Below are 26,508 nucleotides of genomic sequence, written 5' to 3' on the forward strand. Positions count from 1 at the left end.
TCATGTCCACCGCCGTCGTTCCGCCACAAACCGAAGTCCGTACCCCTCTTCGCACCGAGTTCCGGGCCCTGACGAAGCTGGCGGTGCCCATCGCCATCGCCCAGGGCGGGCAGGCGCTCATGGGCCTGGTGGACACGCTGGTGATGGGGCACGCGGGCACCTCCGCGCTGGCCTCCGCGGGCCTGGGCAACGGCCTCTTCTTCGCCGTCAGCAGCTTCGGCATGGGGCTGATGATGGGGTTGGACCCCCTGCTGTCCCAGGCCATCGGCGCGCGCAACGAGTCCCGAGCGCGCGCGCTGTTATGGCAGGGCGGCTGGCTGGCGCTGGCGGCGGGCGTGGTGCTGTGGATGCTCTTGTTGACGACGCCGGGCGTGCTTCCCTGGGCGGGAATCGTCGAGCCGGAGCTGCAGCAGACGAAGGACTACCTCGTGTGGCGCGCGCCCTGCCTGCCGCTGATGCTGGCCTTCATGACGGTGCGCACGTACCTGACGTCCACCGCGAACATCCGCCCGCTGGTGGTGGCCACGCTGGCGGCGAACGTGGTGAACCTCCTGGCGGACCTGCTGCTCGTCTTCGGCGGCGCGGGGCTTCCCGAGTGGACGGGCCCGCTGCGGCTGGTGCCGGCGCTGGGCGTGGTGGGCGCGGCGGTGGACTCGGTGCTGTGCACGGCGTTGCAGCTGGGCATCGTCCTCTGGGCGGTGCGCCGCATGCCCGCGCCGGAGACGAAGCCCACGCGCAGGCCGGTGTGGACGGACCTGGCTCAGGCGGCGCGCATCGGCACTCCGGCGGGGCTGCACATCGCCGCGGAGATTGGCGTCTTCGCGCTGGCGGGGGTGCTGGCCGCGGGCCTGGGGCCGGCGAGCATGGGCGCGCATCAAATCGCCATTGCCTTCTCCAGCCTCACCTTCACGGTGGCCGTGGGCATCGGCAACGCGGGCAGCGTGCGCGTGGGCTGGGCGGTGGGCGCGCGCGACACCCCGCAGGCCCGGCTCAGCGGCTTCATGGCCTTCGCGAGTGGCGCGGGCTTCATGGCCCTGGGAGGGCTGCTCTTCGCGACCTTCCCCTTGCCCCTGGCGAAGCTGGCTGGCGCGCCTGCTGACGTGATTCCGCTGGTGGTTCCGCTCTTGATGGTGAGCGCCGTCTTCCAGGTGTTCGACGGCGTGCAGGGCGTGGGCGCGGGCGTGCTGCGCGGCGCCGGAGACACGCGCTTCACCTTCCTGGCCAACATGGTGGGGCACTACGCCATCGGTCTGCCGCTCACGTGGCTGCTCGGCTTCAAGCTGGGGATGGGCGTGGTGGGCATCTGGTGGGGCCTGTGCGCGGGGCTCATCGTGGTGGCCCTGGCGCTGCTCTGGCGCTTCCACCGCGTGAGTGCCGGCACGCTGCGCCCGCTCGAGTCCTGAGCGGGCCCGGCGCCTTGATGCCCGGCGACTACCAGGGCAGGTACTGCTGAATCATCTCCCGCCACACGGGCCAGTCGTGATTGCCGCCCTGCCAGATGGCGAGCTGGTGGGCCAGGTCCTTCTTCCACAGCAGGCTGGAGAGGTGCTCGTTGGAGCCTCGGCAGAAGTCGTGCTCGCCCACCGCGAGCACCATCTCCACGCGCTGGAGCGCGGAGAGTTGGTTGCCGTCGGTGACGTTGGGCAGCCACTGCGTGGCGGAGTGGTAGTAGACGTCCGGGTCGTGGTGGCCGTCGAGGAACTCGTCCGTCTCGAACTTGCCGCCCATGGAGATGAGCCGGCGGAAGACGTCCGGATGGCGCAGGCCCACGTTGTACGTGTGGAAGCCGCCGAAGCTGCACCCGGCAAGCGTGAGCCGGCCTCCCGTGCTCCGACTCAAGAGCAGCGGCACCACCTCGTTCAAGAGATATGCCTCCCACTCCTGGTGGCGGGCGATGCGGTCATGGGGATGGATGGACTTGTTGAACCACGACTCCTCGTCCACCGAGTCCGGGCACACGACGACGTAGCGGCCGGACTGGATGCGGTCGGCGATGGCGCCGATGAGGCCGAAGTCCTCGGCCTGGTAGAAGCGCCCCCGACTGGTGGGGAGCAGCAGCACCGGTTCCCCGGAGTGGCCGAAGAGCAGCAACTCCATGTCCCGATGCAGGCGCTCGCTGTGCCAGCGGTGGTATTCGCGGTTCATGGCCGGCAACTTAACCGCGCCGCGTCAAGGACTGGCAATGGCGTGCGGGCAGAGCGTCCGCACTACGTACGACTGAACACCTCGCGCTGAGCGGAACGAAGAGGCCGCGCGGGGGCTCGGAGCCGGGGTCCGCGCCGTCCCACCCCCGTGGCGTGTCGCGGGTGGATTCGCGAGGGATGAGAAACAGACATGTCTCAAGCATGCTTCCTCGAGGGAGCGGCTGGCTTTCGTCCCCACCTGGAGGGCTGAGCGCAACTTCCACGTTTGTCGGGTGATAATCGACGCGGGGCTTTCCCGTGTTTTGACTGAGGTCCGCACATGTCCAGCGTGAGTGGTAGTTCTGGCGGCAGCAGGGGCGCAGACAGCGCCAGCAGGTCTGATTCCTCCACCCGGTCCGAATCGACCGAGTCCGCTCGCGCGGATGCGGCGAAGGCGGATGCGGCGAAGGCCGAGGCCGCGAAGGCGGAAGCGGCGAAGGCGGAAGCAGCGAAGGCCGCCGCGGCGGCTCAGGCGGTCCAGGCCTCCCTGCAGGTGGACGCCTTCACGGCGGCGCCCCCCGCGGCCCCGGTGGACATCAACCCCCAGCTGTCGATGCTCTCGCCCACGCCCATCTCGCAGCAGGTGGTTGCGGGGCAGCCGCCGGGCTTCACCGCGGCCTCGGTGTTGTCCGCCAACCCGCTGGGGCAGCCGACCTCGTTCACGGGAACCCTGAGCACCCAGGGGCTGATGGCGGCGGCCAACCGCCTCGAGACGCCGGCGATGCGCGAGGCGTGGAGCGGCGCGCAGCTGGCGGCGCAGCGGGCCAAGGACATCGCGACGGAGATGGGGTTCTCGGTCTCCAGCACCAAGCGCACCAAGACGGGGTCGATTGGTTCGAAGTCCACCTCCGACCACCACACGTCGCAGACGAACGCGTACGCCTACGACTTCCCGGCGGAGGGCACGAAGGGCACCAAGCTGGCCGAGGCGATTGCCAAGGCCTACGGTTTTCCCGTCGACCAGCTCGGCACGTACCACAAGCAGCCGTTCACCTTCCAAGACAAGGAGTACCGGGTGCAGGTGCTCTGGGGCTCGAACATCGACCACGATGACCATGTCCACGTGGGCGTTCGCAACCTGGACTGACGCGGGCACGGTGTGTTGACGCGAGGGCGAGCGCCTCGGGGTGAGTGACTCCCGGGGGCTCGCCCTTCGTCTTTCCTGGGGCCTGGCGAGGTCAGTCCGGCCAGTTGCCTTCGAGGGGATGAGGCCCGTCGGTGAAGGCTCGCACCAGGTGCGTGCCGCCGACGAAGGCGCCGGCCCAGGAGCCGCCCTTTCCGCCGAAGGACTCCTCGCGGTCTCCGCGTGAGCGCAGCTTGTTGATGCCGACCTTGAAGGCGTGGAGCCTTCCGGCGATGCGCTCGGCGAGGTCGGGGTCATCCGTCGCCACGGAGGCCACGAGCGCGCCGTTGGAGACGTTGGCCTCCTGGACCAGCTCCTCCTCGGAGTCGACGGAGATCAACACGTCGATGGGCCCGAAGGGCTCGCGCAGGTACAGCTCGCTGTCGCGATGGACGCCGAAGAGCAGGGTGGGGGGCAGGTAGGCGCCGCGCTCCTGCTGCGCGGTGAAGGCGTCGTCCGCGAGCTCGCCCTGGAACAGCACCGCGGTGCCGTGCTCCTTCGCGTCGGTGATGAGGGCGCGAAGCTCCTCGACCTTGCTCGGCGAGATGAGGGGCCCGAAGTCCACGGGCGCGCCCAGGAGCGGGTTGCCGACGCGCAGCGCGGACACGGCGTCCACGTACGTCCGCACGAATTTGGGGACGAGCGACTGCTCCACGACCCAGCGCGTGTAGGCGGTGCAGCGTTGCTTGCCGAAGTCGAAGCCCGCGCGAATCTGCTGGCCGAGCTTGTCCCAGTCCGAGAAGGAGGTGACGGCGTAGGCATTCACGCCTTCCATCTCCAGGGCGTAGCGCTTGTCGGTGGCGCGCAGGCGGCGGTGGACCTCGGCGCCGTTGGCTCGGCCGCCGATGAAGGCGACCCCGGCGATGCGCGGGTGGCCGACGAGTGATTCGGAGAGGTCTCTTCCGCGTCCACCCGCGAGCGAGACAGGCAGCTTCGCGCGGCGCAGCAGGGCGAAGGCGACGGTGAGCGAGACACCGCCCCCTTGTGTCGGAATCTTCGCGATGACCGAGTTGCCCGCGAGCGTCTGGACGAGCACGTTGAGCAGCAGCACGGAGAAGGGATAGTTCCAGGAGGCGATGTTCGACACGAGGCCGAGCGGTTGCCGGCTTTCGAGCATCGGGCCCATCTGCTCCAGGTACCACTCGATGCCCGCGAGACACCGGTCCACGTCGTTGTAGGCCGTGGGCAGTGTCTTGCCGATATCCCACGCGAGGATTCGCACGAGCAGGTCTCGGTGCTCCTTGAGCAGGTCCACCGCGGCGATGACGGCGCGGCTGCGGTCCTCGAGGGAGTGGGCGGCCCACGGGATGAACTCGCCGGCGGCCTTCTCGACGCCCGTGGCGACCTGGGCGGCGTCGAGCAAAGGCAGTTCGGCGAGGACCTTTCCGTCGATGGGAGAGATGGCGTCGAACCAGGCAGGCGGACGGACCCACGCGCCCGCGATGGGAGAGAGCAGCCGTCCTTGAGAGTCGAAAGCCTCCGGGACGACCCGTCTGGCTTCAGCCAGCAGGCGGCGGCTTTCGAGGTGAAGAAGGGGCTCGCCAACGAGTTCGGTATTCAGCACGGTACACCTCCTCGCGCGTCGGGATTCGCTCTGAATCCATTGAAGCCGAGACTCATGACGAGCCGCGGCGTGGGCGGAATATCGTCACGCGCGTCCGGTCTGTCTGGGCAAGCAGGCAAGGGCCCGGCGGGACGGTGGAGACTGGGGCGCAGGGCAGACAGGGGAGCGGACGCGATGATTCGGCTGAGTGCGCGACAGAAGGTGCGGAGGCTGCTTCGAATCTTCGAGCGAGGAGGCGGGCCGGGTGCGCGGACGCGCCCGTTCGAGGACTTCCCCCCGGAGGTTCAGGGACCGCTCCTGGAGCAGGCGAGGTTGCGCGAGGGTGAGCTTCCGGTTCTCGCGTGCGTGCTGACGGAGGCGCAGTGGGTGCTGCTCACCACGAGCCGGGTGGTGATTCGACGACCCGAGGGCGTGCAGGAGGTTGACTGGGGAGAGCTCAAGGACGCGACGACGGAGGGGTTGCACGTGGACTCCGTGCTGGCCTCGGGGGCGCGCGGCAAGCTGGCGTTGAGCCGGTTGATGCTGGTGCGGCATGAGGGTGAGGCCATCGAGCTGGAGCTGGAAGCGGGGCCTCCGTTCTTCGGTCTGTGGAATGCGTTGAAGTCCGTGGCGTCCCGGAACCAGCCGAACTGAATGCAGCGAGTTGATGGCGGGTCCATACCCCCTGGGGAGTAGAGACGACCCATCAGGGTGATGTCATACCTCGGGCAGATGTGAGGAATTAATCGCTCCGCGCGCCGTGCGCTGACGACCACCTATGGGTGCTGTACGGTGATTCAGATGACCTGGGGAGTGTGGCCAGGTCACGGGGGATTGCGATGGCAGAGACTCAAACGCCGCGCATGCTGACGGGAGAGCCGTTGGCCCATGTCACCAGGGATGGGCGTACGCATCTCCTCTATGAGCATCTCAAGGCCGTTGGTCGTCTGGCGGCGGAATTCGCGCCGCGAGAGGACATGAAGGTGTGTGCGCTCCTGACGGGGCTCTGTCACGACCTGGGCAAGCTCTGGCCACCCTTTCAGTTCCGCATCCGCACGGAAAATGGCTTCGAGGCTCATCTGGAAGGTGAGGCGACGACCGTTCGAGACCACTCGACCGCAGGTGCGTTGTGGTTGCTGCGAGTAGATCCTCGATTGCGACCCTTGGCGATGGCCATCGCAGGTCATCACTGCGGACTCCCGAACCTGGAGAAGTTCAAGGCACGGGTCCAGCGTCGGGAGAAGAGAGCCATCTTCGAGGAGATTCTATCCCGAGGTATTCCCAAGGACCTGCTCGAGATTCCATCTGAATTGCCCCTTGCGAGTCTCACGGAGTCCTCGTGGAGAAGCGCTGAAATCTGGGTGCGGATGCTCTTCTCTGTGCTCTGCGACGCCGACTTTCTCGATACCGAGGCGTTCTTCAACGTCCAGCGAAGCGGATTGCGCCACATCGGCGTGACGATGGAACAGCTCGCGAACGCGCTGAATGCATTCCTCGACCACAAGCAGAGTGGTGTCCAGGACACGGAGGTGAATCGTGTCCGCCGAGAGGTTCTCTCCGCCGTGCTCGCGGCGGCTCCGACGCCTCCAGGCGTCTTCAGCCTTACCGTCCCCACGGGAGGCGGGAAGACCCTCACCTCCATGGCTTTTGCCCTGGAGCACGCGCGGGTCCACGGACATCGGCGCGTCATCGTCGCCATCCCCTATACGTCCATCATCGAGCAGAACGCCGCTGTGTATCGGGAGGCGTTCGGCGCGCACGGAGGCGCGGTCATCGAGCACCACTCCGCGGTGGACCCGCGATGCGAGACCGCGCGCAACCGAGTGGCCAGCGAGAACTGGGATGCACCAGTCGTTGTCACCACCACGGTTCAACTGTTGGAGAGCCTCTTCGCCAACCGCCCATTGGCCTGCCGCAAGCTGCACAACATGGCCCACAGTGTCATCGTGCTCGACGAGGCGCAGACGCTTCCCCCGTCACTGCTGCCAACCATCTTGGATGGGCTGGGCATGCTGGTGGAGGACTATGGCTGCTCACTGGTCATCTCCACGGCGACCCAACCCGCTCTGGGGCGGCGACCGAATCTTCAGGAGGGCTTCTCCTCGGTCCGGGAGCTCGTCCCAGCGGAGGTCCGTGCCTTCGAGCGCCTGCATCGGGTGAAGGTGCGCTGGCCCGCGAGTCGCGCTCCGACTCCCTATTCCGAGCTGGCGCAGGCCGTGGCTGGCGAACAGGACGTGCTGGCTGTGGTCCATCAGCGGGAAGACGCGCGCAGGCTCTGTGAGCAGGTGGATGCGCTGTTGGGTGACACTGGGAAGACACTCCATCTGTCGGCACTGATGTGTCCAGAGCACCGCTCCCAAGTCCTCGCTGAAATCAAGGCGCGCAAGACGCGCGGTGAGCCCGTGCGACTGGTGGCGACCCAACTGGTGGAGGCTGGCGTCGACCTGGACTTCCGAGTCGTCTATCGGAGCATGGCGGGACTGGATGCGCTCGCCCAGGCTGCTGGTCGCTGCAACCGCGAAGGACGGATGGAAGGGCTCGGTGAGCTGCGCATCTATGAGGCGGAGACGCCACCTCCACCCGGAGTCCTCCGGACCGCGATGGGGGTCACCCGGACGATGTTGGCGCTGCATCCTGAATTGGACCTGTTCGCGCCAGAGAGCTTTCGGCGCTATTTCGAGCGGCTCTATTCGAGCGCCGTCCGAGATGACAAGGACATTCAGGCCATGCGCGAGGAGTTCCGCTTCTCGGATGTCGCCGACAACTTCAAGCTCGTCGAGGACGATTGGAGTGCGCCTGTCGTGGTGCCCTATGAGGGCTGCGAACCATTGCTCGATGAGCTGCGGCAGTCAGGGCCGTCTCGCGATTGTCTGAGACGCCTGCAGCGCTTCACGGTCACCGTGAAGCGCAGTGACCGTGAGATGTGGCTGAGGCGAGGGCACGCCCGGTTCGCGGAGGACACCGTGGCGTTCCTCGGACCAGACCAGGCACCCGCGTACGACAAACGTTTTGGCTTGATACCCGCCGAAGTTGGGCGCCTCTCCCCCCGTTGATGGACATCTGGAGGTGCGGATGAAGACAGCTACGAGCAGGCGGTTCCAGGTGCGCGCTGAGGGACCCCTGGCGTGCTTCACGCGACCGGAGATGAAGGCCGAGCGCGTCAGCTACGAGGTCATGACTCCCTCGGCGGCGAGAGGCTTGTTGGAGGCCATTCTCTGGAAGCCGGCGATTCGCTGGCATGTCCATGAAATCACCGTATTGACGCCAGTGAAGTGGATGAGCTTCCGTCGCAATGAGGTGAACAGTCGCGCGGTCGTGGGAAGGTTCGACTACGCGGCGGATGAGGACCGGGCCCAGCGGAATACGGTGGCGCTGCGCGACGTCGACTACGTCATCACCGCGTCCTTCTCACTGGTAGCTGCGCGGGCAGGTGCCGAGGACAACATCCGTAAGTTCGAGGAGATGTTCGAGAGGCGATTGGAGAAAGGTCAGTACTTCCACGCTCCCTATCTGGGCTGTCGTGAGTTCTCTGCCCAGGTGAGGCCAATGGACGTGAGCCCTCGTGCCGCGGAGGAGGGGCGAGGTCGCAGGCCGTTGGGACTCATGTTCTACGACTTCGATTTCGGTGGCGGAGATGCGGCGGTTCGCCCCCTGTTCTTCGAAGCATACCTGGAGGATGGCGTGCTGCAGGTGCCGCCCTGGGAGCAGGTGCTGGCTCACAATGGAGATCAGCCATGATGCTGGCCGCGCTCAACAACTTCGCGCGTGAGCGAGGACTGCTGGACGATCCACTCTATGAGACTCGGCCGGTGGATTTTCGTATCTGCCTCAGCACGAAGGGCAAGTTCCTCGAACTCGTGTCCACTCAAACGGAGCGTGGAAGAGGCATCCCTATTCGCATCCCGCGCATTCCCCAACGTTCGGTGAACATCGCGGCGGGTTTCCTGGTCGACAACTCGAAGTATGTGCTGGGCCACGAAGACGAACCGCAAGCACGTGTGGGTAAGGCTGGGAAGGGCGCCGTCCGGTTCGCCGCCTTCTTGAATCTCGTGCGAGAGGCGGTGGCCGAGACGGACGTTCCCGAACTGCGAGCGGTGGAGGTGTTTCTTTCGAACGAGGCAGCTCGTAGGGAGGCCCTCGCGAGGAGGACTCCGGATGAGTGGACGGGCTCGGAGATGCTCGCTTTCGTCGTGGGGGACGCGACGGAACCCGTGCATGAGCACCCTGAAGTCCGAACATGGTGGGAGCAGAAGGGGGAGAAGGCTGTGGCCCTGGGGAAGACGGGTCTGTGCCTGGTGAGTGGAAGGGTTGGTGTGCTCGCGGAGACCCACCCGAAGCTCAAGAACGTGCCGCAAGCACAGAGTTCGGGGGCGGCCCTGGTGTCCTTCAATGCGAAGGCATTCGAGTCCCAGGGCCTCGAACAAGGCGAGAATGCCCCCATCTCCCAGCAGGCGGCACTGGGCTACGTACTCGCGTTGAATGATCTGCTCCGCAAGACAGAAGAGCGTCGCTACAGGCAGGGCATTCAGCTCGGGACGGATTCGGTGCTGGTGTTCTGGACCGACAGCACTCCCCAGAAGGAAAAAGTACTTCTCTACGCGGTGGACCCCTCTGAAGCGGATCTGCGGAACGCGCTCGAAGCGCCGCTCGATGGCCTGGAGAGTGAGGACCTGGAGACGAAGCGCTTCTACGCCGTGACGCTCGCGGGGAACTCGGGACGTGTTGCCGTGCGTGACTGGTTCCAGGAGAGCCTGGGAGAGGTGATACGCAACATTCGGAGATACTTCGATGACCTACGCATCGGAGAATCGAAGTCCAACAAGCCCATCCCCATCTGGCGATTGCTCAAGGCCGTGGAGGCACCTTCAGGTAGAGGGCTCTCTCCAGACCTCGCCACGCGGATGATGGGCGCAGCGCTTCGGGGACACCGTTTCCCCGACCAGCTTCTCTTCGCGGCATTGGACCGACTTCGCTTGCCCCCCTCAGATGACAAACTGGAGCGAGAGCAGCTTCGACTTCGTATCGCACTCATCAAGGCCATCCTCAATCGTCGTCGCGCCTTTCCTTGGGAGGTCACCGTGTCATTGGACAAGACGAATCAACTGAAGCCCTATGTTCTTGGCCGCCTCTTCGCGGTGTTGGAGCGCTTGCAGGGGGCTGCATTGGGGGACACCAATACGACGATCAGAGACCGCTACTTCGGGGCTGCCTCCCGTAACCCGTCCTTGGTCTTCCCTCGCCTCCTTCAGCTCTCAATTCATCATGCCGCCAAGGCGAGATCGGGTGGATACTTGGAGAAAGTGAAGACCGAAGTGATGGCGCTGCTTCCTCCCGAGCAGTTTCCTCGTGTCCAGTTGATGGAGGACCAAGGCCTCTTCGCGGTGGGGTACTACCACCAGCGTGAGGCGTTCTTCACCAGTCATGCCACCTCCGAGAAGAAGCCTGTTGCAGGAGTGGTCTCCGAATCATCTGACTGACGTGGTTCCGTCTCACCCTTTCACGAGAGAGAACGCCATGCCCGAACTCAAGAATCGCTACGACTTTGTCTTGTTGTTCGATGTCCAGGATGGAAATCCCAATGGAGATCCTGACGCTGGAAACCTGCCGCGCACGGACCCTGAAACGGGCCATGGGCTGGTGACCGACGTGTGTCTCAAACGGAAGGTTCGCAACTTCATTTCGCTCACTGAGGAAGGAAAGCCGGGGTTCGACATCTTCGTAAAGGAGAAGGCAATTCTGAACCAGGCCATGGAGTCTGCCTTCTCGAAGCTGAAGATCGACCTGAATGAGAAGCCCGCGGACGCCAAGGATGGGAAGAAGCGCGACTCTCCGGGTAGGGCTCAGGGGGCCGAAGTGGAGCGAGGGCGGGCGTTGATGTGTGAGACGTTCTTCGACATCCGCACCTTTGGCGCCGTCATGTCCACGGGGCCTAACGCTGGCCAGGTACGTGGGCCCGTGCAACTCACTTTTGCCCGCTCGGTACTTCCCGTGGTCTTCCAGGAGCACGCCATTACCCGTGTGGCTGTCACCTCGGATGTCGAGTCGGAGAAGCAGAGCGGAGAAAACAGGACGATGGGCCGCAAGAGTACGGTGCATTATGGGCTCTACCGAGCGCATGGTTTTGTTTCGCCGCACCTCGCAAAACGGACGGGATTCAGCGCGGTGGACTTGGAGGTGCTGTTCAAGTCTTTCCGGCACATGTTCGAGCTGGACCGCAGTGCGGCACGGGGCTTGATGTCGATGCGCAAGATCATCGTCTTCAAGCACGGCTCTGAGCTGGGAAATGCGCCCGCGCATGCCCTGTTTGGCCGCGTCCGTGCAGACGCTGTGTCGCCGGAGAAGACCGCTCGGGCGTTCACGGACTACACGGTGACGGTGGACACGGCGAAGCTGCCTGAGGGCATCGAGGTGATGGACCTGGCAGGATGAGCGACGCCCGCGAGACCTGGGGGCGCGGTCTGCCTTTCGGCACCCGCGGTACTGCGAACGGAAGGCCGCGCTCATCCATGTCGAGCGGCGTTGGCGGGAGGATGTGAACACCGACCTGTGCTGGCTGCTCGCGGCTGCGTATCGCGGGCCGCACGGACCTGTGCTGGTGTCGGATCCGTCGGAGTTTGCGCTCTTTGAAATTCCCAATAGTCGTCAGAGGTTGCGCGGGGCGCTGGATGAGGACCGTGGACGGATTGAGTCGTATGGAACTAGATTCGAGCGAAACGGCCGAAGTCCCGCAGCGTGACGGGGGCGGTTGGAGGCGGGGTCCCTCCTCATGACTGCGAGGAGCGTGGGTTGAAACATTTCGCCAGCCAAGTCAGGGCACCAGCAGCCCCGGTTGCTCCTCGTGACAGCGAGGGGCGTGGGTTGAAACTTGACCGTGCCATCCTTGTTGCCGAGGTAGTCGTCGCTCCTCGAGACCGCGAGGAGCGTGGGTTGAAACTTCGGCCCTGAGTCGTACGGGGACGTGGACTCGTCGCTCCTCGTGACCGCGAGGAGCGTGGGTTGAAAAATCCTGGAGGGCGAGGACTACACCGCTCAGATCGAGTCGCTCCTCGTGACCGCGAGGAGCCTGGGCTGAAACACCACCATGGTCCACGGCCAGGTTGTGGCGGAGGTCGCTCCTCGTGACCACGAGGAGCGTGGGTGTGACGTACTGGGATCAACGTCCCAGTCGCTCCTCGTGACCGCGAGGAGCGTGGGTTGAAACTTGATGTCATCCGCGCCACCGACGACGTCCGGCGGTCGCTCCTCGTGACCGCGAGGAGCGTGGGTTGAAACGGGAACCCGGCGCCATACATCCACGACAGGGTGTCGTCGCTCCTCGTGACCGCGAGGGGCGTGGGTTGAAACTGGAGCACCACGTTCTGCACGCCCTCCACCGCGGGTCGCTCCTCGTGACCGCGAGGAGCGTGGGCTGAAACCGCTCTCGTGGCATCAACATCCACGAGTGGACCAGTCGCTCCTCGTGACCGCGAGGAGCGTGGGTTGAAACAGGGGCGACCCCAGCGAGATGAAGGACGGCAAGTCGCTCCTCGTGACCGCGAGGAGCGTGGGTTGAAACTGGGGCTCGCGCTACATCCGCTCCGGCCGTCTGGTCGCTCCTCGTGACCGCGAGGAGCGTGGGTTGAAACAGCGTTTCCATGCTGACGCCCAAGGGGGCAGCCCTGGTCGCTCCTCGTGACCGCGAGGAGCGTGGGTTGAAACGCCAGCGACATCCAGAATCTCAAGGCCGAGGTCAGTCGCTCCTCGTGACCGCGAGGAGCGTGGGTTGAAACCTTCAGTCAGTGGATGGGTGCGACGCCCAATGGTCGCTCCTCGTGACGGCGAGGAGCGTGGGTTGAAACCAGGCGCCCAGCTCGCGGGAGATAGGCGCGGGGAAGTCGCTCCTCGTGACCGCGAGGAGCGTGGGTTGAAACAAGACCAACACGAACGCGTCCGGTGGAACCATCGTCGCTCCTCGTGACCGCGAGGAGCGTGGGTTGAAACAGCTCGCGAGATGGCTTCCTCGCTCACCAAGCTGGTCGCTCCTCGTGACCGCGAGGAGCGTGGGTTGAAACGATTCGAACGCGAAGGTGAAGTCATACTCGGTCGTCGCTCCTCGTGACCGCGAGGAGCGTGGGTTGAAACGGTCGGTTCGTTGTGCACGACACGGGAACCGGAACGTCGCTCCTCGTGACCGCGAGGAGCGTGGGTTGAAACGCTGGAGGCGAAGGCCAAGACGGCCGAAGTCGTCGCTCCTCGTGACCGCGAGGAGCGTGGGTTGAAACGTCAGGTGCTGGATGATGAGCATGGGGCCGGACGTCGCTCCTCGTGACCGCGAGGAGCGTGGGTTGAAACGACTCCGGCTGGAAACGCTCGCTGGCGCTCATGTCGCTCCTCGTGACCGCGAGGATCGTGGGTTGAAACCGTTCCGGTAGTGGCGCACCTCCGACGAGTCCAGCAGTCGCTCCTCGTGACCACGAGGAGCGTGGGTTGAAACGAGTGAATCGCCCGAAGGCATCGGCCACGGTGGGTCGCTCCTCGTGACCGCGAGGAGCGTGGGTTGAAACTCGGTGATGTACTCGTACGCGACCGTGTCGGCGCGTCGCTCCTCGTGACCGCGAGGAGCGTGGGGTGAAACTTGTGGGCCGGAGCGTCGAGACTCCTGTCGCTGTCGCTCCTCGTGACCGCGAGGAGCGTGGGTTGAAACACCCAACGAGAGTGGCTCGTCAACGCGCCGGCCGTCGCTCCTCGTGACCGCGAGGAGCGTGGGTTGAAACGGAAGGGTGAGGTGGCCGGGCTGCTCTGGGCGGTCGCTCCTCGTGACCGCGAGGAGCGTGGGTTGAAAAATCGTGGACACGGGGACGAAGAGCCCCGGGCCCGTCGCTCCTCGTGACCGCGAGGAGCGTGGGTTGAAACTCCGCGCGATTGATGGCGAGAACCTGGGCCTTGGTCGCTCCTCGTGACCGCGAGGAGCGCGGGTTGAAACGCGTTCCCTCCGGAGTCCCTGTCGTTGGCGTCCGGTCGCTCCTCGTGACCGCGAGGAGCGTGGGTTGAAACCCACCTGGTGTGTGTGTCCGTACTTGTTTTGCGTCGCTCCTCGTGACCGCGAGGAGCGTGGGTTGAAACGCGAAGGATGGCCAGTACATCCGCCGGCGCCTGTCGCTCCTCGTGACCGCGAGGAGCGTGGGTTGAAACATGGTCCACTGGCCATCGGGCCCCTGGGACCACGAGTCGCTCCTCGTGACCGCGAGGAGCGTGGGTTGAAACGCGGCCTCGTCCTTGACCCGCTGGTTGGCGCGCGTCGCTCCTCGTGACCGCGAGGAGCGTGGGTTGAAACAAAAAGGGGCTCCAGCAGTTCGACCGCGATGCGGTCGCTCCTCGTGACCGCGAGGAGCGTGGGTTGAAACAGGTCGCCCAGTGGCATCCCGACGGACAGAGGGCTCGTCGTTCCTCGTGACCGCGAGGAGCGTGGGTTGAAACCTCGCGGAGGCCATCCGCGCCCTGCCGTTGGAGTGTCGTTCCTCGTGACCGCGAGGAGCGTGGGTTGAAACGGCATCGTGTCGTCGTCCGAGTTTCGGTTGAGGTCGTTCCTCGTGACCGCGAGGGGCGTGGGTTGAAACAAGGTGTTGTCAGAGGGGCGGGGCCCAGGGCGGGAAGTCGTTCTTCGTGACCGCGAGGAGAGTGGGTTGAAACTCCTACCTGACGCCGGACCTCTCTGCCGTGGAAGTCGTTCCTCGTGACCGCGAGGAGCGTGGGTTGAAACAAGGGCATCTATCTGGATGGCGTTCCCGTTCAGAAGTCGTTCCTCGTGACCGCGAGGAGCGTGGGTTGAAACGACCGAAGAGGGGCCCTCACGCGTCATGGTCGAGTCGTTCCTCGTGACCGCGAGGAGCGTGGGGTGAAACGCCACGGCCTACCCCCGCCTCGCGAGAGCAACGTCGTTCCTCGTGATCGCGAGGAGCGTGGGTTGAAACGAATTCTGGGCGCAGGAGGCCAGCCCCGAGGTGGTCGTTCCTCGTGACCGCGAGGAGCGTGGGTTGAAACGCTCTCATGGCATGCACGCCCGACGGCACGCGGGGTCGCTCCTCGTGACCGCGAGGAGCGTGGGTTGAAACATCGTCTGGACGGACGCCCAGCCGTCAGCGGCTGAGTCGCTCCTCGTGACCGCGAGGAGCGTGGGTTGAAACGGCTTCCGCCTTAGCCACGAGCCGGGCTGACTCCGTCGCTCCTCGTGACCGCGAGGAGCGTGGGTTGAAACCAATTCGAGCTCGGTGACAAGTTCTCCGCCCCGGTCGCTCCTCGTGACCGCGAGGAGCGTGGGTTGAAACGCGGGTTCGGTGTACGCGGAGCCTTTGCGTGCCGTCGCTCCTCGTGACCGCGAGGAGCGTGGGTTGAAACGGCGGCTGGCGCATCACCGTGTCTGCGGCCGACGGTCGCTCCTCGTGACCGCGAGGAGCGTGGGTTGAAACTTGATGGTTTGCCGCGCCTCCACCGGTCCCGCATGTCGCTCCTCGTGACCGCGAGGAGCGTGGGTTGAAACAGAAGGGCGCCTGGGATGCTCAGATGGTCGAGTCGCTCCTCGTGACCGCGAGGAGCGTGGGTTGAAACGAGCAGTAGCTGCCGGACTCCAGGAGGCCGGCCAGTCGCTCCTCGTGACTGCGAGGAGCGTGGGTTGAAACATCGACGACGTGAAGCCGCAGATGAGCATCCTCTTGTCGCTCCTCGTGACCGCGAGGAGTGTGGGTTGAAACAGCGTCTCTGGGGACTCCACCGGCGAGCGCTGAGTCGCTTCTCGTGACCGCGAGGAGCGTGGGTTGAAACAACATCTGGATGCAGGCGGAGACCTTGCGTGGGAAGCCGCTCCTCGTGATCTCAAGGAGCCTGGGTTAAAACACCGTGGCGAACGGCGCGTCGTCCAGATGCTCCAACTCGTGGTGTCGGTCCGGGTACCCTTCGGCCAGCACCTTCACCGTGTATGTCCCATGGGGCAAGGGTTCGAATACGAAGCGACCTTGCTCATCCACGAGGGCCCGCACTTCGCCCGGCCCCGCCGGGCTGACCTTGTCCACGGCGCCCGGATGGGCTTGGCCCTCCTTGTTCCTCGCCGTGCCGTTGAACGGGCCGAGGGAGTGGAACTCGATGTGGACCCCGGTCTCCGGGAACTCTTCTTCCAGCGTCACACTCGCGCTGCCTCGTTTGCGCGAGGTGCTCGCCGCTCACCCGGGGCCATGCCCTTGCCTCAGGAGTCCGTCCGCCTCCGCCCTCATCTTCCTGAGGATTCGAGAGGTGGCCGGACTCCCGTGGCCTGCTCCGGTTGGAATCGTCCCGCTGGTCAGAGATTGGCGGCGAGCATATCGAGCAGCGCGCGGACCTCGAGCTGTGCCGTGCAGTCGACAAGCCAGTCATTGTTGTCCGCCGTGGGCCCGCATCCATCGACGTGCGTGCTCAGCGTGCCGAGATGATGGAGTGCCTTGTCGAACTCGCCTCGCTGCGCGAACCGCTCGACCTGGGCGAGGTGCGCGGCGATCGAGTTCCGATGACCTGGTGCCTTGAATGCCGAATCAGGGAGGGCGGTGATCGCCGCTTCAATCCACTCGGTGTCCCTCCCGTCGATCACCCCGTCCCCATCCGTGTCCGCATTCAGCGGGTCGAGTGCGTGCGTGACCTCAAACCCGTCTCCAAGCAAATCGTTATCCGTGTCGGAGTCGAGCGGGTCCGTCCCGTAGGTCAGGACCTCCTGGCCATCATTCAACCCGTCATCGTCCGAGTCGGAGTCGAGTGGATTCGTCCCGTGGGTCAGGACCTCCGGGCCATCGGTCAACCCGTCATTGTCCGAGTCGGAGTCGAGCGGATTCGTCCCGTGGGTCCGGATCTCCTGGCTGTCGGTCAACCCGTCACCGTCCGAATCAGCGTCGAGCGGATTCGTTCCGTAGGTCAGAACCTCCTGGCCGTCGGTCAACCCGTCATCGTCCGAGTCGGCGTCGAGCGGATTCGTCCCGTGGGTCAGGACCTCCAGGCCATCGGTCAACCCGTCGCCGTCCGTGTCTGGCAGTAGGGGATTGGTGAGATGGGTCTGGACCTCAGCCGCGTCCCCGAGCCCGTCACCGTCGGTATCCGCGTTGCCTGGCGCGGTTCCTCTCAGGATCTCTTCGCTGTCGAGGAGACCATCGCCATCACTGTCTTCGCACGCGTCACCAACCTGATTGCCATTCCAGTCCTCCTGACCGGGATTCGGCGTGCGGTCACAGTTGTCGTGAGCCGCTTGAATGCCATCCTGATCCTGGTCACCTGCTCTGAGCATGAAGAAGTCGCGTGCGGTATTTCCGCCGCCGACCCAGAGCACGGGACCCACGACATCGTCGCTACCGTCTCCTCCCGACCCCCGATTCGTGGCGAAGACCTCATTGGTCCCACCCCAGAAGATGGGCGACCCGGAGTCTCCTTGGCAGCTCGACGAGTCGTCGTAGTCATACTCTCCGTAGAGCATGCCGCCATTGGCGGGGCAGTGACCATTACCGAGACCCGACTCCAGGAACAGCTGTGTGGCTCCTCTGTCGAGAGTCGCAGGAGTCGCGTCCTCGTCATGACACTCGTCCTCGCCGGTGAGGCCAGTTCCGACCATCATCACACATCGATCCGCTCCATCACATTCTGGCTCATCCGCTGTCGCGGCCTTGATGGCGAGCGGCCTCATGACGTTGCGAGGAACCGCGTTGACCGGGTCGAAGACCAGCACGACGATGTCCGCGCCCCAGCAGCAATCATCTTCATTGGTGGGACAGGCTCCACCCAGTGGATGAATGAAACCCCCAATGGAGGAGCCCAGGTTCTTCAGCGCGTTGAACTGGGCAGTCGAGGAGTTTTGTTGCGATGTGTCGTAGGTCCATCCGACGAAATTGGTGGCGTTCGCGAGACAATGCGCACTCGTCGTCAGCGTGTTGCTGGATGACAGCCACGCCGTGCAGAACCCTCCTGCCCCCATGATTCGGAGGACCTGCGGGTGGGCGCCTGCATCGTCTGCCCAGTCATCCCCGTCGCGATAGACGTCGCTCTCGCTTCCTCTGTCATTCTCCTTCAGCGTTGACTGCTCACCGCCACACGAAGCCAGGGAAGCCGCAATCGCCACGAATAGAGGTCTGTGCATGGTAAGGGCGCAGTAGACTGCGCGGGCTCGCACGCCGACACTCGAAAGGCCAGATTTGTCAGACAGTCATCGTGGGGTACTCAGTCCCACATGTGTGGCCTGAGCAGCCGCGCTTCAATCCTGCGCCAGGCCTACCCAAAGCCAGTCACTGCGTCACGCCCCCCACGGGCGCAGGAACTCTTCCGACTCCGCGAGGATGCGGGGCAGGGACGCGGTCAGCTCGTGGCCGTCCTCTACCTCCACCATCCGCACATGCCTCCGTCCCTCCGCCCACTGGCGCGAGTAACGGATGTCACACGTGTCGTCCGCCTTCCCGTGAATCAACAGCGTCGGCACCCGCACGTCCGGCCAACCTCCCGTGCGCGCGTCCACCGCCTCCGCATCCTCGATGAACCCCGAGTGGATGCGCACCTTGCGCTTCTCCGCGAAGTCGTCCGTCTCAATCCAACCCGACGTCTTCCAGTGTCCCCACGCCGCCTCACCCATCCGCTTCCGCAACTGCGGAACCACATGGAACGCCGGCGCCAGCAACACCAACCCACACACCCTCGCATCCTCCGCCGCGATTCTCGCCGCCGTCAGGCCTCCCAGGCTGGAGCCGAACAGCACCGCCCGATCCTCCTTCTCCCCCAGCGCCGCCCGCACCGTCTCCAACATCGCGCTCAACCGGAGCTGCTCCATCGAGGGCACTCGCAGGTTCAGCCTCGCGACATGGTGGCCTCGCGCCTCGAAGTGCCTCGCCACGGCCACTCCCTTGGCCGAGTCAGGCCCCGACGCGAACCCATGCAGATACAGCCAGCGCGGCGCCACCGGCCCCGGGACAGACGGAAGGTCACTCATGACCACCCACTGTACCGTCAGGCCCGCATCCTCTCGGGGCCTCACCCTCGGACCGCGTTAGCCGCGCTCAACCGAGGCATGAGGCCCGTCGAGGCCGCTCGCTACTTCACTTCACGCGTGAGCCTGGAGTCCCACGGGCACCAGTGGCTGCCCGGCAGGAAGGCACCTCCCGCTTCATCCAGGTGGTCCTCCACGTACACCATGTTCGCGTCGCAGACCTCGATGGCCATCGCGAAGAACCGGATGGTCGTCGGGTCCAGATGGAACGAGAACTTCGGATTGTACGGCTGCGTCCTCTTGATGATTCGCCCATGCACGTGGACTTCGTTCTGCTCCTCGCCGGAGAGAATCTTCCGTGCATGGTTGATCGTCTGGTCGTCCGTCAGCTCGATGATGAACTCGGTCCCAGGTGAGCTCGGCTGCGTGAATGCGAAGCGGGTGGCAGTCGCCATGGCGCAACTCCTGTGAGGGTGGGGCGCCCGATGTAAAGGGTCACCTCCTCAACCCACAAACCGCCCGCGCGCCCCGCAGTGGAAAACCTCTCAGTTCCAGGTGCGGGGTTGCGAAACCACACACCTCAATCCGTCCAGCGACTCACCCACCTCGCGGCTTGCGTCGCCTCGCGAGGCAAGCCGCCTGCTCGGGATTCAACATCCCCACATACGCCAACATCCCGTCGATGCGCGCACCGCGCTTCGCATCCCCACCGTCCCGGTCCTCCTGGTGAATCATCGCGCGCAGCTTGCGCCGCTCCTCCCGCGACAACCCCAGCCCCTCGTTCACCGTGACGCCCGTGACTCGCTGACGCCCACCTCGACGCATCACCCGCGTCTTCTCGCGGTTCACCTCGAAGCCCTCTTCCGTCACGTACTTCGCGGCCAGCGCCCGCACCTTCTCCAGCGCCCCCAGGTCATCCCCCGAGAACGTCAGGTCATCCGCGTAACGCGTGTACGTGTACCCATACCTGCGCGAAAGGCCCGCCAGCCTCCGGTCCAACCGCGTCAGCACCGCGTTGCACAGCCCCGGACTCGTCGGCGCACCCTGCACGCAGACTCGTGGCCCCACCGGCACGTGGAACACCGTCCCCTCCACCTCCACCGGCTGACGCTCCGCCTCCGTCATCAACACCGCCAGCGTCGCCGCCACCGGATAGCCATACCCGAAGGCCAACAACAACCCTCGCACCCGGTTCACCGTCACCGACGGAAAGAAGTCCTTCAGGTCCAGCTTCAACACCACCCGCTTGCCCACGTGCGGCGCCGCCCCCGTCTTGATGGAGCGCCCCGTCACGAAGCCGTGCGCCTGCGCACTCACCGGCAGCTTCGACACCAGCACCGCCAGCAATCTTCGCTGTAGCGCCTTGAGCCTCCGCTTCGGCGCATGCAACAGCCGCACGCCCCCCGAACGCTTCGGCACCGAGAACGTCACGTAGTGCGACACGCGCTCCCGCGCCCGGTGCGTCGAGTAGTGCCGCAACTGCCCCACGGAGATACGCAGCGCCGTGGCCACGTCCTCCTCCGTGCGCCACACCGGCAACCCGTACCGCGCGAGCTGCGCCTCGTCCGGCAGCAAATCGCGCACGTTCCGGTTCCGCGTCCGGAACGCCGTGGAGAAGAAACGCCGCGCCTCGGTCGCCGCGAAGAGCCGCTTGCGCTTCCGCGTGTAGACGCGCTTGCCCTTGGGCAACAGCCGCGCGTCCCGCAGAATCTGTCGCAGGTGCCCGGGCTTCAGCGGCCCCGACGTGGCCACCGTCTCGCGCACCACGTCCGCCGGACGGCCTCGCGCATCTCGCTCGGATGCATCCAGCCGCGCGACGTCGCGTGTCACCGGCTTGGGGGAGAACAGCCCCTTGAACCAATCGAGCCAGCTCATGGTGCTCCGGGAGGGGCCAGGGGACGACCTGCGAGGCGCTGGACCCGGGGTTCCCTGCGTTCCGTACGCTGGGACCCTGGAGAAGAGAAGGAGACAGAACACCGCCGCGGCGAAACACCACGGCACCGACGGCTCATCCGCGAGCCCGGGCCCTTCCCGAGAGCATCACCGGTTATCGTCATCGCCGCCGTCCTCGTCAAGCGCCTCGGTGTCGTCCGCCTCGTCCGTGTCGGCGTCCTCGTTCCTGGGTCGCCGCGCCGCCGCTCCCGTCGTGCTCACCGCGAGCGCCTCGGCCGAAGACGGCACCGAGCTCGCCAGCTCCTTGCGCCGCGCCTTCGCCAGCCGCAGCAACGCCAGCAGGTGCGCGCACGGCCCCTGGTTCATCAGATGCTCGCGGAAGTACTCACAGCCGCACTTGCCGAAGAGGAGCCGGTCCTCGTCGTTCAACACCAGCTCCACGTCCTGCTGCGGCCCCACGTGCCCGTGCACCACCCAGTCGCGGTGGACCACCTCGCGCACCACCGCGCCCTCGGGTGTCGGCAGCTTGCGCACCTTGCGTGTCTCGCGCGTCGTCTCCGACGTCACCTTCACCACGTCCGCCGCCACCAGGCGCTCGGCTTCCTCGCGCCGCACATCCGGTGGATACAGCCGGCCCAGGTTCACGGGCGTGGCGAACAGCTCGCGGTGCCGCCAGTGCCGCGCCTCCACGTCGAACACCGCCCGCCCCGCCGCGCACTGTGTCGCCAACGCCTCCGCCGCTTGCGCCTTGCTCACGCCCAGCGCCCGCGCGACCTCGTCCGTGGAGGCGTGCACGCGCTCACGCAACAACCCGAGCACCCGCTCCGTCAGCTCGCTGTCCTGCCCCGGCTCCAGCAGCAGGTCCATCCCCGCCGTGCCCGTCCACCGGTTCTCCGTCCACCCCGACAGCCCGAGCACGAAGCGAACCCCCGGCCCCAGGTGCACCCCGTAGAAGTGCGGCAGTGCCCGGCCCTTCAGGTAGATGTCCACCTTGTCCGCGTACGGCAGCAATGGCTCCAGCAGCCGCAGCCTCCGCCGACCCCACGTGCGCACCGTGCGCGGCTCCGTGGAGCCATGCGTCGCGCCACGCAACGGCACTTCGTGCTCCCACGGCTCCAGCACCAGCTTCGCGTCCTGACCCGGAGTGAGCACGTAGCGCAGCGCCCGGGGAGACATCTTCGCCTTGGTGAAGGTGAGGTAGCGCACCGCCGATAGCAGGTCCACCGGCCTCACCGTCAGCTTCGTGCCCGGCATCGCCATGCCGCCCTGGAGCTGGAGGAAGCCTCGCACCCACGCGTCTGGCACCTCCACCTTCTGTTCGAAGCGTCCTCCCGCGCCCTGCGTGCGGACCTCGAAGCCCTCCGCACCCACGCGCAGGTGTGTCTCCCGGCTGGAGCGCATCTCCGCCAGCGCCGCCCACAGCCACGCGGTGAAGTCCACGTTGGTGGTGCCGCAGCGCACCTCGCCCTCGGGCGCGAAGCAGCTCCGGTCCACGATGACCATTCCGTACGAACTCTGGTCCTGGCTGAACGCCTCGAAGAAGACGCGGTCCGGGTGCACGGTGATGATGGGGTCCATCAATCCCCCCATCCACTCCGAGCTCCACTCGTCCGATTGCCAGATGAGCTGCCCGAGCGCCTGGAGCGCCAGCCGTATCGGCAGCACGTCCTTCGCCACCTTCGCGTGGAAGCGCACCGGCCGATGCTGGTCTACCGACAAGCCCAGCAGCGCGCGCTCCCGCGTGGACTCGAAGACCGACGGCGTCGCGTAGAGGAGGTCGACCACCGTCATGACAGGGCCTCCTTCGTGGACGCGGAGAAGACTCGCGGAGTCTCCGACGGGCCTCGCAGCTCCGGCCAGCGCGTGAGCACCTTCGCCAGCAGCTCCACCAGGGCCTCCTTCGGATAGCGCTTGTCCGGCAGCGCGAAGGTGTCTCGCATCCGGGGCAGCAACATCCTCGCGGCCTCCACGTCATGCAACGCCGCGTTGGCCAGCGCGTCGAAGGCCGCGTGCCGCGTGCGCCGGTGCAGGGGCCTCAGCAGCGTGGCCTGGAGCAGGTCCAGGTTGAGCATCGCCAGCGCCCTCGCGCGCGGCGAGTCCCGCCCCAGGAGCCGGAACGCGAGCGCCTGCACGTGAATCTGCGGCGCCTCCAGCAGGTCCCTCACCGCCAGCGGGTCCGCCAGATAGAAGTCATCCGAGCGCTGGAAGAACAGCCTCGTGAGCCGGTTCCGCATCAGCAGCCGGTCGAAGTCCCAGATGGAGAACGCGGGCACGGCGCCCAGGGCGTTGGCGGCTCGACGCGCGAACACGCCGCCTTCCTTCGGCAACTTCTCGTAGTGCTCGGCCAGCGCGTCCAGCACCCGCGTCCACTCCTTCTGGCGCTTGTCCGCGCCATGTTCGGGCACGAACTGCGTGGCGGCGCGGCTCGCGATGAAGTCCAGCAGCTCCTCATCGCGCTGCTCCAACGCGCGCGCCACCAGCTCCGGGTATGCCGCATGCCAGCCGGAGGCGACGTGCATCCGGAAGGGGCCGCGCATCAGCTCCGGGAAGCGCTCGTACATCGCCACCGCCGTCGCGTCCTTCAGCGGCAACACCCTCGCGAAGCCCAGGCCGGGCAGGTTCCATTCGGCGCCTGCCCCCGCCACCTGGAGGAGCCGCCGCCGCGCCACGGGCTCGTCCCGGTCCGCGTCCTTCACCAGCTTGCGCACCTCGGTGTCGAACGTCTCCTCCGTCGAGGAGGTGCGCAGCGCCGCCGCCCACACGTCCTCCCAGCCGCGCACCCGACACAGCTCGAGCAACTCCGGCAGGGCCTTCGCGTTCTTCACCCCATGGATGCTCGTCCTGCCGGCCCACCTCGGGAACACCGAGCGCAGGTTCTCCAGGACATAGGGCACCACGTCGCGCCCGCGCTTCTCCACCAGCTCCACGAAGACGTGGGCCGCCATGGTGGGCGCGAACTCCGGATGGTGCTCGCCCAGCTCTCGCACCAGCGCGTCCGGCGCCTTCACCGACTCCGTGAGTGCCATGACGTCCCGACGCCACGTCTCCTCGGACACCAGCCGGCGATACACCGTCCAGGCCTGCTCCGTGTCGCCCCTGGCGAAGAGGCGCTCCCGATAGGTACCCCACATCGGAAGCGGCTTCTTCGACGGGGACCAGGTGTTCTGCGTGAAGGGCAGGTGTTGACGGATGAAGGGCCGCGCCGCCTCCGGGTCCACCGCGTCCAATTCGAGCGCCGTCGCCTCATCCAGCCGGAGGAGAGGTTGCTCCACCTTGCTCAACTCGAGGTGCCGTGCGCCGCGCGTCTTCGCGCCCCGGAAGCGTCGCGTGACGTCCTCGCGCCACACCGCCTCCTGCAGCTTGCCCAGGCCCTGCAGCTTCCAGCCGTACAGCTTGCGGAACACGGCCACGTCGTCGGCGCGGTCCGCGTCCGACAGCCACGTCTCCAGCGCGGCGGCGTACTCACTCTTCCACGGGTCGAACAACTTCCCGCTCGCCGTGACGTTGACCGGCACCAGCCAGGAGAGGATGAGCGGACGGAAGAGGACGCGGTCCCTCACATGCAGCGCCGGTCCCCACAGCCAGGGGCAGCTCTGGAAGCGGGGCCGCCGGGCCAGCGACTCCAGCTCCGCGCGAAGCTCCAGGTCCGACTGTCTTCGCGCGAGGGCGCTCCGGATGGCGGCTTCCATCTCCCGCGCCTCGCGTCTTGCCCGCTGCTCCCAGCTCTCGCTCACGCCTGGTTTTCTACACCGGCCGAGTCAGGCCGCGCACCAGGACAGTTCGCCCGGCGGTGCCTCAGAAGCGCAGCACCGGGCCCACAATCACCGACTGAATCAGCTTGGCGCACTCGTCCACCGAGTCCTTCGTGAGCTTCACGTCACAGAACTGGAAGGCCGTGGCGGCGGAGATGCCCCAGTGCTCGCTGAACCAGCCATCCACGCCCAGGCGGAAGGCCATGCTCGTGGTGTCCACGTTCTCTCGCAGGAAGTTGCCCATCGCGTCCGGGGTGAAGGTGCTGCCCCAACTCTTCGACAGCCGCGCGCCCACCCAGGGGGTGATGGGCTTGTCCCGGAAGAAGCGCAGCCGCGCCTCGATTCCCACCGCCTTGTAATCCAGTTGCGTGCGCTCCAGCCGGTTGTCCCTCGCCGCGTCGCGCAGCTCCGTGCCCCACGTCTCGGAGACTTCGGCCAGCAGCCCCAGGGACAGCCCCGGCGGAGACTCCACGCCCAGGTAGGCATGCAGCGCGGGTCCCTTCGCGCTGAAGTCACTCAAATGGTCCAGGGAGATTCCCGCGCCCAGCGAGGCATGACCATTCCAACCGTCCGCCACCGCCTGGGTGCCCACGCCCAGCACGCCCACCAGCGCCACCCACTTCGACACCTTTTTCATGGAGGCCAGTCTATGTCCGACTCGCGCCCGGAGCATGAAGTGGGACTCCGTGTCATGAAGCCAACCGCCCTCCGTCACGGGAGGACGCCCCGCTCCCGCGCCCGCCCCCGGCCTTCACCGTCGACGAGCAGGCGTCCCGGTACCGCGAGGCCGGTGGACGTCCGCTGGTATTCCTTCAAGGGGGGTGGGTGCTCTTCGCGCCGGCGGAGTCCGGCGGTTAGGCTTTCGTTCATGTCCGTCACCTTTGAAGCCGCGGCCACCGCCGTCCGCGACGCCCTCTCCGACGCGGGACAGGGGCTCGTCGAGCGCGAGGCCATGGTGGAGCTCATCGCGCTGTCCGCCGTCGCCGGTGAGCACCTGCTGGTCATCGGTCCCCCCGGTACCGCGAAGAGCGAGGCCGTGCGCCGCACCGCCCGCGCGCTGGGGGGCTCCTACTTCGAGTACCTGCTGGGCCGCTTCACCGAGCCCTCCGAGTTGTTCGGCCCCGTGGACCTGCGCAAGCTGCGCGAGGGTCTGGTGGAGACGGAGACCACGGGCATGCTGCCGGAGGCGGATGTCGCCTTCCTCGACGAGGTCTTCCTCGGCTCCACCGCCATCCTGAACACGCTGCTGGGCCTGCTCAACGAGCGCACGTTCCGCCGGGGCCACACGCGCATGCGCTGCCCCTTGCGTGTCTGCGTGGGCGCCGCCAACGCGCTGCCCGAGGATGAGTCGCTCGCCGCGTTCGCGGACCGCTTCCTGGCGCGCATCTTCGTCGAGCCCGTGCCGGACCCGCGCCTGGAGGACCTGCTCGCGGGCGGGGCCTCGCTGTGGGGCGAGGGGACGGGACGCCGCGCCTCCCTGGCCGCGCTGGATGTACTCGCGCAGGCGGCGCGCGAGGCGGACCTGGCCCCCGTGCGTCCGCATCTGGCCCACGCGCTGCGCTCCCTGCGCGCGGCGGGGCTGTCGCTGTCGGACCGGCGCGCGGTGAAGGTGCAGCGACTGGTGGCCGCCGCGGCCGTGCTCGCGGGGCGCTCCGTGCCGAGCACCGCGGACTTGTGGCCGCTCGTGTACGCGGTGCCGACGAAGGAAGGACAGGCGCTCGCTCGGGAGGTGTTGAGGGAGTTTCTCGCGGCGACGGAGAACCCTGCCCTCTCGGCGGCGGCGCTGGAGGCCAGCGCGGGGCCGTGGGCTCGGGCTCAGCGAATCGTCCAGGCGGGGCAGGTGCTGCTCGCCGAGCGCCCCAGCGACACCGACGCCGAGGCCTTCGCCGCGTGGCACCTCAAGCTGGAGGGCGTGGCGAGGGAGATGGACGCGAGCTTCGCTCCCGAGTTCCTCACCGAGGACCTGAAGGTCCTGCGCGCCGGGCTCACGGAGGCGCTCGCGCTCGTGTCTCCGGTGTCGCTGGAGGCTCGCGGCGCCGGGCTCTCCTGACCGGAGA

General features: G+C 66.4%; 17 protein-coding genes and 1 CRISPR repeat array. Of the genes, 8 read left to right on the forward strand and 9 right to left on the reverse strand.

Translation table 11 applies throughout. The features are described from left to right. Positions 1-2: 2 nt before the first annotated feature. Positions 3-1,403: an MATE family efflux transporter gene (locus HUA74_RS06660; RefSeq protein ID WP_174453862.1), complete on the forward strand. Its 1,401-nt coding sequence runs from the start codon at positions 3-5 to the stop codon at positions 1,401-1,403. A gap of 28 nt (positions 1,404-1,431) precedes the next feature. Here the strand turns inward: HUA74_RS06660 and HUA74_RS06665 are convergent, their stop codons facing one another. Further along, the gene (locus HUA74_RS06665; protein WP_141640444.1) at positions 1,432-2,145 is read right to left on the reverse strand and encodes an esterase family protein; all 714 of its coding nucleotides are present in this window, start codon (positions 2,143-2,145) and stop codon (positions 1,432-1,434) included. Between the two features lie 318 nt (positions 2,146-2,463). On the opposite strand from HUA74_RS06665, the gene HUA74_RS06670 reads away from it, so the two are divergent. Beyond that, positions 2,464-3,270 carry a hypothetical protein gene (locus HUA74_RS06670; RefSeq protein WP_174453863.1) on the forward strand — a complete coding sequence of 269 codons (807 nt, stop codon included), beginning with the start codon at positions 2,464-2,466 and terminating at the stop codon, positions 3,268-3,270. Positions 3,271-3,361: 91 nt separating this feature from the next. Here HUA74_RS06670 and HUA74_RS06675 read toward each other — a convergent pair whose 3' ends face one another. Further along, the gene (locus HUA74_RS06675) at positions 3,362-4,870 is read right to left on the reverse strand and encodes an aldehyde dehydrogenase family protein (protein WP_174453864.1); all 1,509 of its coding nucleotides are present in this window, start codon (positions 4,868-4,870) and stop codon (positions 3,362-3,364) included. A 174-nt stretch (positions 4,871-5,044) separates the two neighbouring features. On the opposite strand from HUA74_RS06675, the gene HUA74_RS06680 reads away from it, so the two are divergent. The 5 genes from HUA74_RS06680 to cas7c all read left to right on the forward strand — a co-directional run bounded on the left by HUA74_RS06680 (position 5,045) and on the right by cas7c (position 11,278). Beyond that, positions 5,045-5,503 (forward strand): hypothetical protein, encoded by a 459-nt coding sequence (locus HUA74_RS06680; protein ID WP_174453865.1) that lies wholly within the window; start codon positions 5,045-5,047, stop codon positions 5,501-5,503. Between the two features lie 209 nt (positions 5,504-5,712). Then, entirely contained in the window at positions 5,713-7,902 is a 2,190-nt protein-coding gene (locus HUA74_RS06685) for a CRISPR-associated endonuclease Cas3'' (protein WP_174454340.1), read from the forward strand. 19 nt (positions 7,903-7,921) lie between these two features. After that, a complete protein-coding gene (cas5c, locus tag HUA74_RS06690; RefSeq protein WP_174453866.1) occupies positions 7,922-8,587 on the forward strand; it encodes a type I-C CRISPR-associated protein Cas5c in 666 nt (221 codons plus the stop codon). Further along, entirely contained in the window at positions 8,584-10,326 is a 1,743-nt protein-coding gene (gene cas8c, locus HUA74_RS06695) for a type I-C CRISPR-associated protein Cas8c/Csd1 (RefSeq protein WP_174453867.1), read from the forward strand. The genes cas5c and cas8c overlap by 4 nt, the downstream gene beginning before the upstream one ends. A 37-nt stretch (positions 10,327-10,363) precedes the next feature. After that, positions 10,364-11,278 (forward strand): type I-C CRISPR-associated protein Cas7/Csd2, encoded by a 915-nt coding sequence (cas7c, locus tag HUA74_RS06700; protein ID WP_174453868.1) that lies wholly within the window; start codon positions 10,364-10,366, stop codon positions 11,276-11,278. 327 nt (positions 11,279-11,605) lie between these two features. Then, positions 11,606-15,718: direct repeats of the CRISPR family, unit length 37 nt; unit sequence GTCGCTCCTCGTGACCGCGAGGAGCGTGGGTTGAAAC. 439 nt (positions 15,719-16,157) lie between these two features. On the opposite strand, the gene HUA74_RS06705 is transcribed toward cas7c, so the two are convergent. The 7 genes from HUA74_RS06705 to HUA74_RS06735 all read right to left on the reverse strand — a co-directional run bounded on the left by HUA74_RS06705 (position 16,158) and on the right by HUA74_RS06735 (position 25,088). After that, positions 16,158-17,951: a trypsin-like serine protease gene (locus tag HUA74_RS06705; RefSeq protein ID WP_174453869.1), complete on the reverse strand. Its 1,794-nt coding sequence runs from the start codon at positions 17,949-17,951 to the stop codon at positions 16,158-16,160. Between the two features lie 171 nt (positions 17,952-18,122). Further along, positions 18,123-18,809, reverse strand: coding sequence for a YqiA/YcfP family alpha/beta fold hydrolase (locus HUA74_RS06710; RefSeq protein WP_174453870.1), 687 nt, complete (start codon positions 18,807-18,809; stop codon positions 18,123-18,125). Positions 18,810-18,910: 101 nt separating this feature from the next. After that, complete coding sequence (locus HUA74_RS06715; protein WP_174453871.1) at positions 18,911-19,261, reverse strand: calmodulin; 351 nt, start codon at positions 19,259-19,261, stop codon at positions 18,911-18,913. A 142-nt stretch (positions 19,262-19,403) separates the two neighbouring features. Next, complete coding sequence (locus tag HUA74_RS06720; RefSeq protein WP_174453872.1) at positions 19,404-20,681, reverse strand: reverse transcriptase family protein; 1,278 nt, start codon at positions 20,679-20,681, stop codon at positions 19,404-19,406. 165 nt (positions 20,682-20,846) lie between these two features. Continuing rightward, a complete protein-coding gene (locus tag HUA74_RS06725; RefSeq protein WP_174453873.1) occupies positions 20,847-22,490 on the reverse strand; it encodes an SWIM zinc finger family protein in 1,644 nt (547 codons plus the stop codon). Next, positions 22,487-24,433, reverse strand: coding sequence for a gliding motility protein (locus HUA74_RS06730; RefSeq protein ID WP_174453874.1), 1,947 nt, complete (start codon positions 24,431-24,433; stop codon positions 22,487-22,489). The genes HUA74_RS06725 and HUA74_RS06730 overlap by 4 nt, the downstream gene beginning before the upstream one ends. A 61-nt stretch (positions 24,434-24,494) precedes the next feature. Beyond that, positions 24,495-25,088 (reverse strand): hypothetical protein, encoded by a 594-nt coding sequence (locus tag HUA74_RS06735; RefSeq protein WP_174453875.1) that lies wholly within the window; start codon positions 25,086-25,088, stop codon positions 24,495-24,497. Between the two features lie 231 nt (positions 25,089-25,319). Between HUA74_RS06735 and HUA74_RS06740 the strand changes: the two genes are divergently transcribed. Next, positions 25,320-26,501: an AAA family ATPase gene (locus tag HUA74_RS06740; RefSeq protein ID WP_174453876.1), complete on the forward strand. Its 1,182-nt coding sequence runs from the start codon at positions 25,320-25,322 to the stop codon at positions 26,499-26,501. The last annotated feature ends 7 nt before the right edge of the window (positions 26,502-26,508 follow it).

Source organism: Myxococcus sp. CA051A (assembly GCF_013336705.1).
Taxonomy (GTDB): Bacteria; Myxococcota; Myxococcia; order Myxococcales; family Myxococcaceae; genus Myxococcus; species Myxococcus llanfairpwllgwyngyllgogerychwyrndrobwllllantysiliogogogochensis.

Bases quoted from the DNA above. Each gene is read 5' to 3' on its own strand.
- cas5c (WP_174453866.1), top strand. From the start codon at position 7,922: ATGAAGACAGCTACGAGCAGGCGGTTCCAGGTGCGCGCTGAGGGACCC.
- HUA74_RS06660 (WP_174453862.1), top strand. From the start codon at position 3: ATGTCCACCGCCGTCGTTCCGCCACAAACCGAAGTCCGTACCCCTCTT.
- HUA74_RS06685 (WP_174454340.1), top strand. From the start codon at position 5,713: ATGCTGACGGGAGAGCCGTTGGCCCATGTCACCAGGGATGGGCGTACG.
- HUA74_RS06665 (WP_141640444.1), bottom strand. From the start codon at position 2,145: ATGAACCGCGAATACCACCGCTGGCACAGCGAGCGCCTGCATCGGGAC.
- HUA74_RS06715 (WP_174453871.1), bottom strand. From the start codon at position 19,261: ATGGCGACTGCCACCCGCTTCGCATTCACGCAGCCGAGCTCACCTGGG.
- HUA74_RS06710 (WP_174453870.1), bottom strand. From the start codon at position 18,809: ATGAGTGACCTTCCGTCTGTCCCGGGGCCGGTGGCGCCGCGCTGGCTG.
- HUA74_RS06740 (WP_174453876.1), top strand. From the start codon at position 25,320: ATGTCCGTCACCTTTGAAGCCGCGGCCACCGCCGTCCGCGACGCCCTC.
- HUA74_RS06720 (WP_174453872.1), bottom strand. From the start codon at position 20,681: ATGAGCTGGCTCGATTGGTTCAAGGGGCTGTTCTCCCCCAAGCCGGTG.
- HUA74_RS06735 (WP_174453875.1), bottom strand. From the start codon at position 25,088: ATGAAAAAGGTGTCGAAGTGGGTGGCGCTGGTGGGCGTGCTGGGCGTG.
- HUA74_RS06725 (WP_174453873.1), bottom strand. From the start codon at position 22,490: ATGACGGTGGTCGACCTCCTCTACGCGACGCCGTCGGTCTTCGAGTCC.
- HUA74_RS06680 (WP_174453865.1), top strand. From the start codon at position 5,045: ATGATTCGGCTGAGTGCGCGACAGAAGGTGCGGAGGCTGCTTCGAATC.
- cas7c (WP_174453868.1), top strand. From the start codon at position 10,364: ATGCCCGAACTCAAGAATCGCTACGACTTTGTCTTGTTGTTCGATGTC.
- HUA74_RS06670 (WP_174453863.1), top strand. From the start codon at position 2,464: ATGTCCAGCGTGAGTGGTAGTTCTGGCGGCAGCAGGGGCGCAGACAGC.
- cas8c (WP_174453867.1), top strand. From the start codon at position 8,584: ATGATGCTGGCCGCGCTCAACAACTTCGCGCGTGAGCGAGGACTGCTG.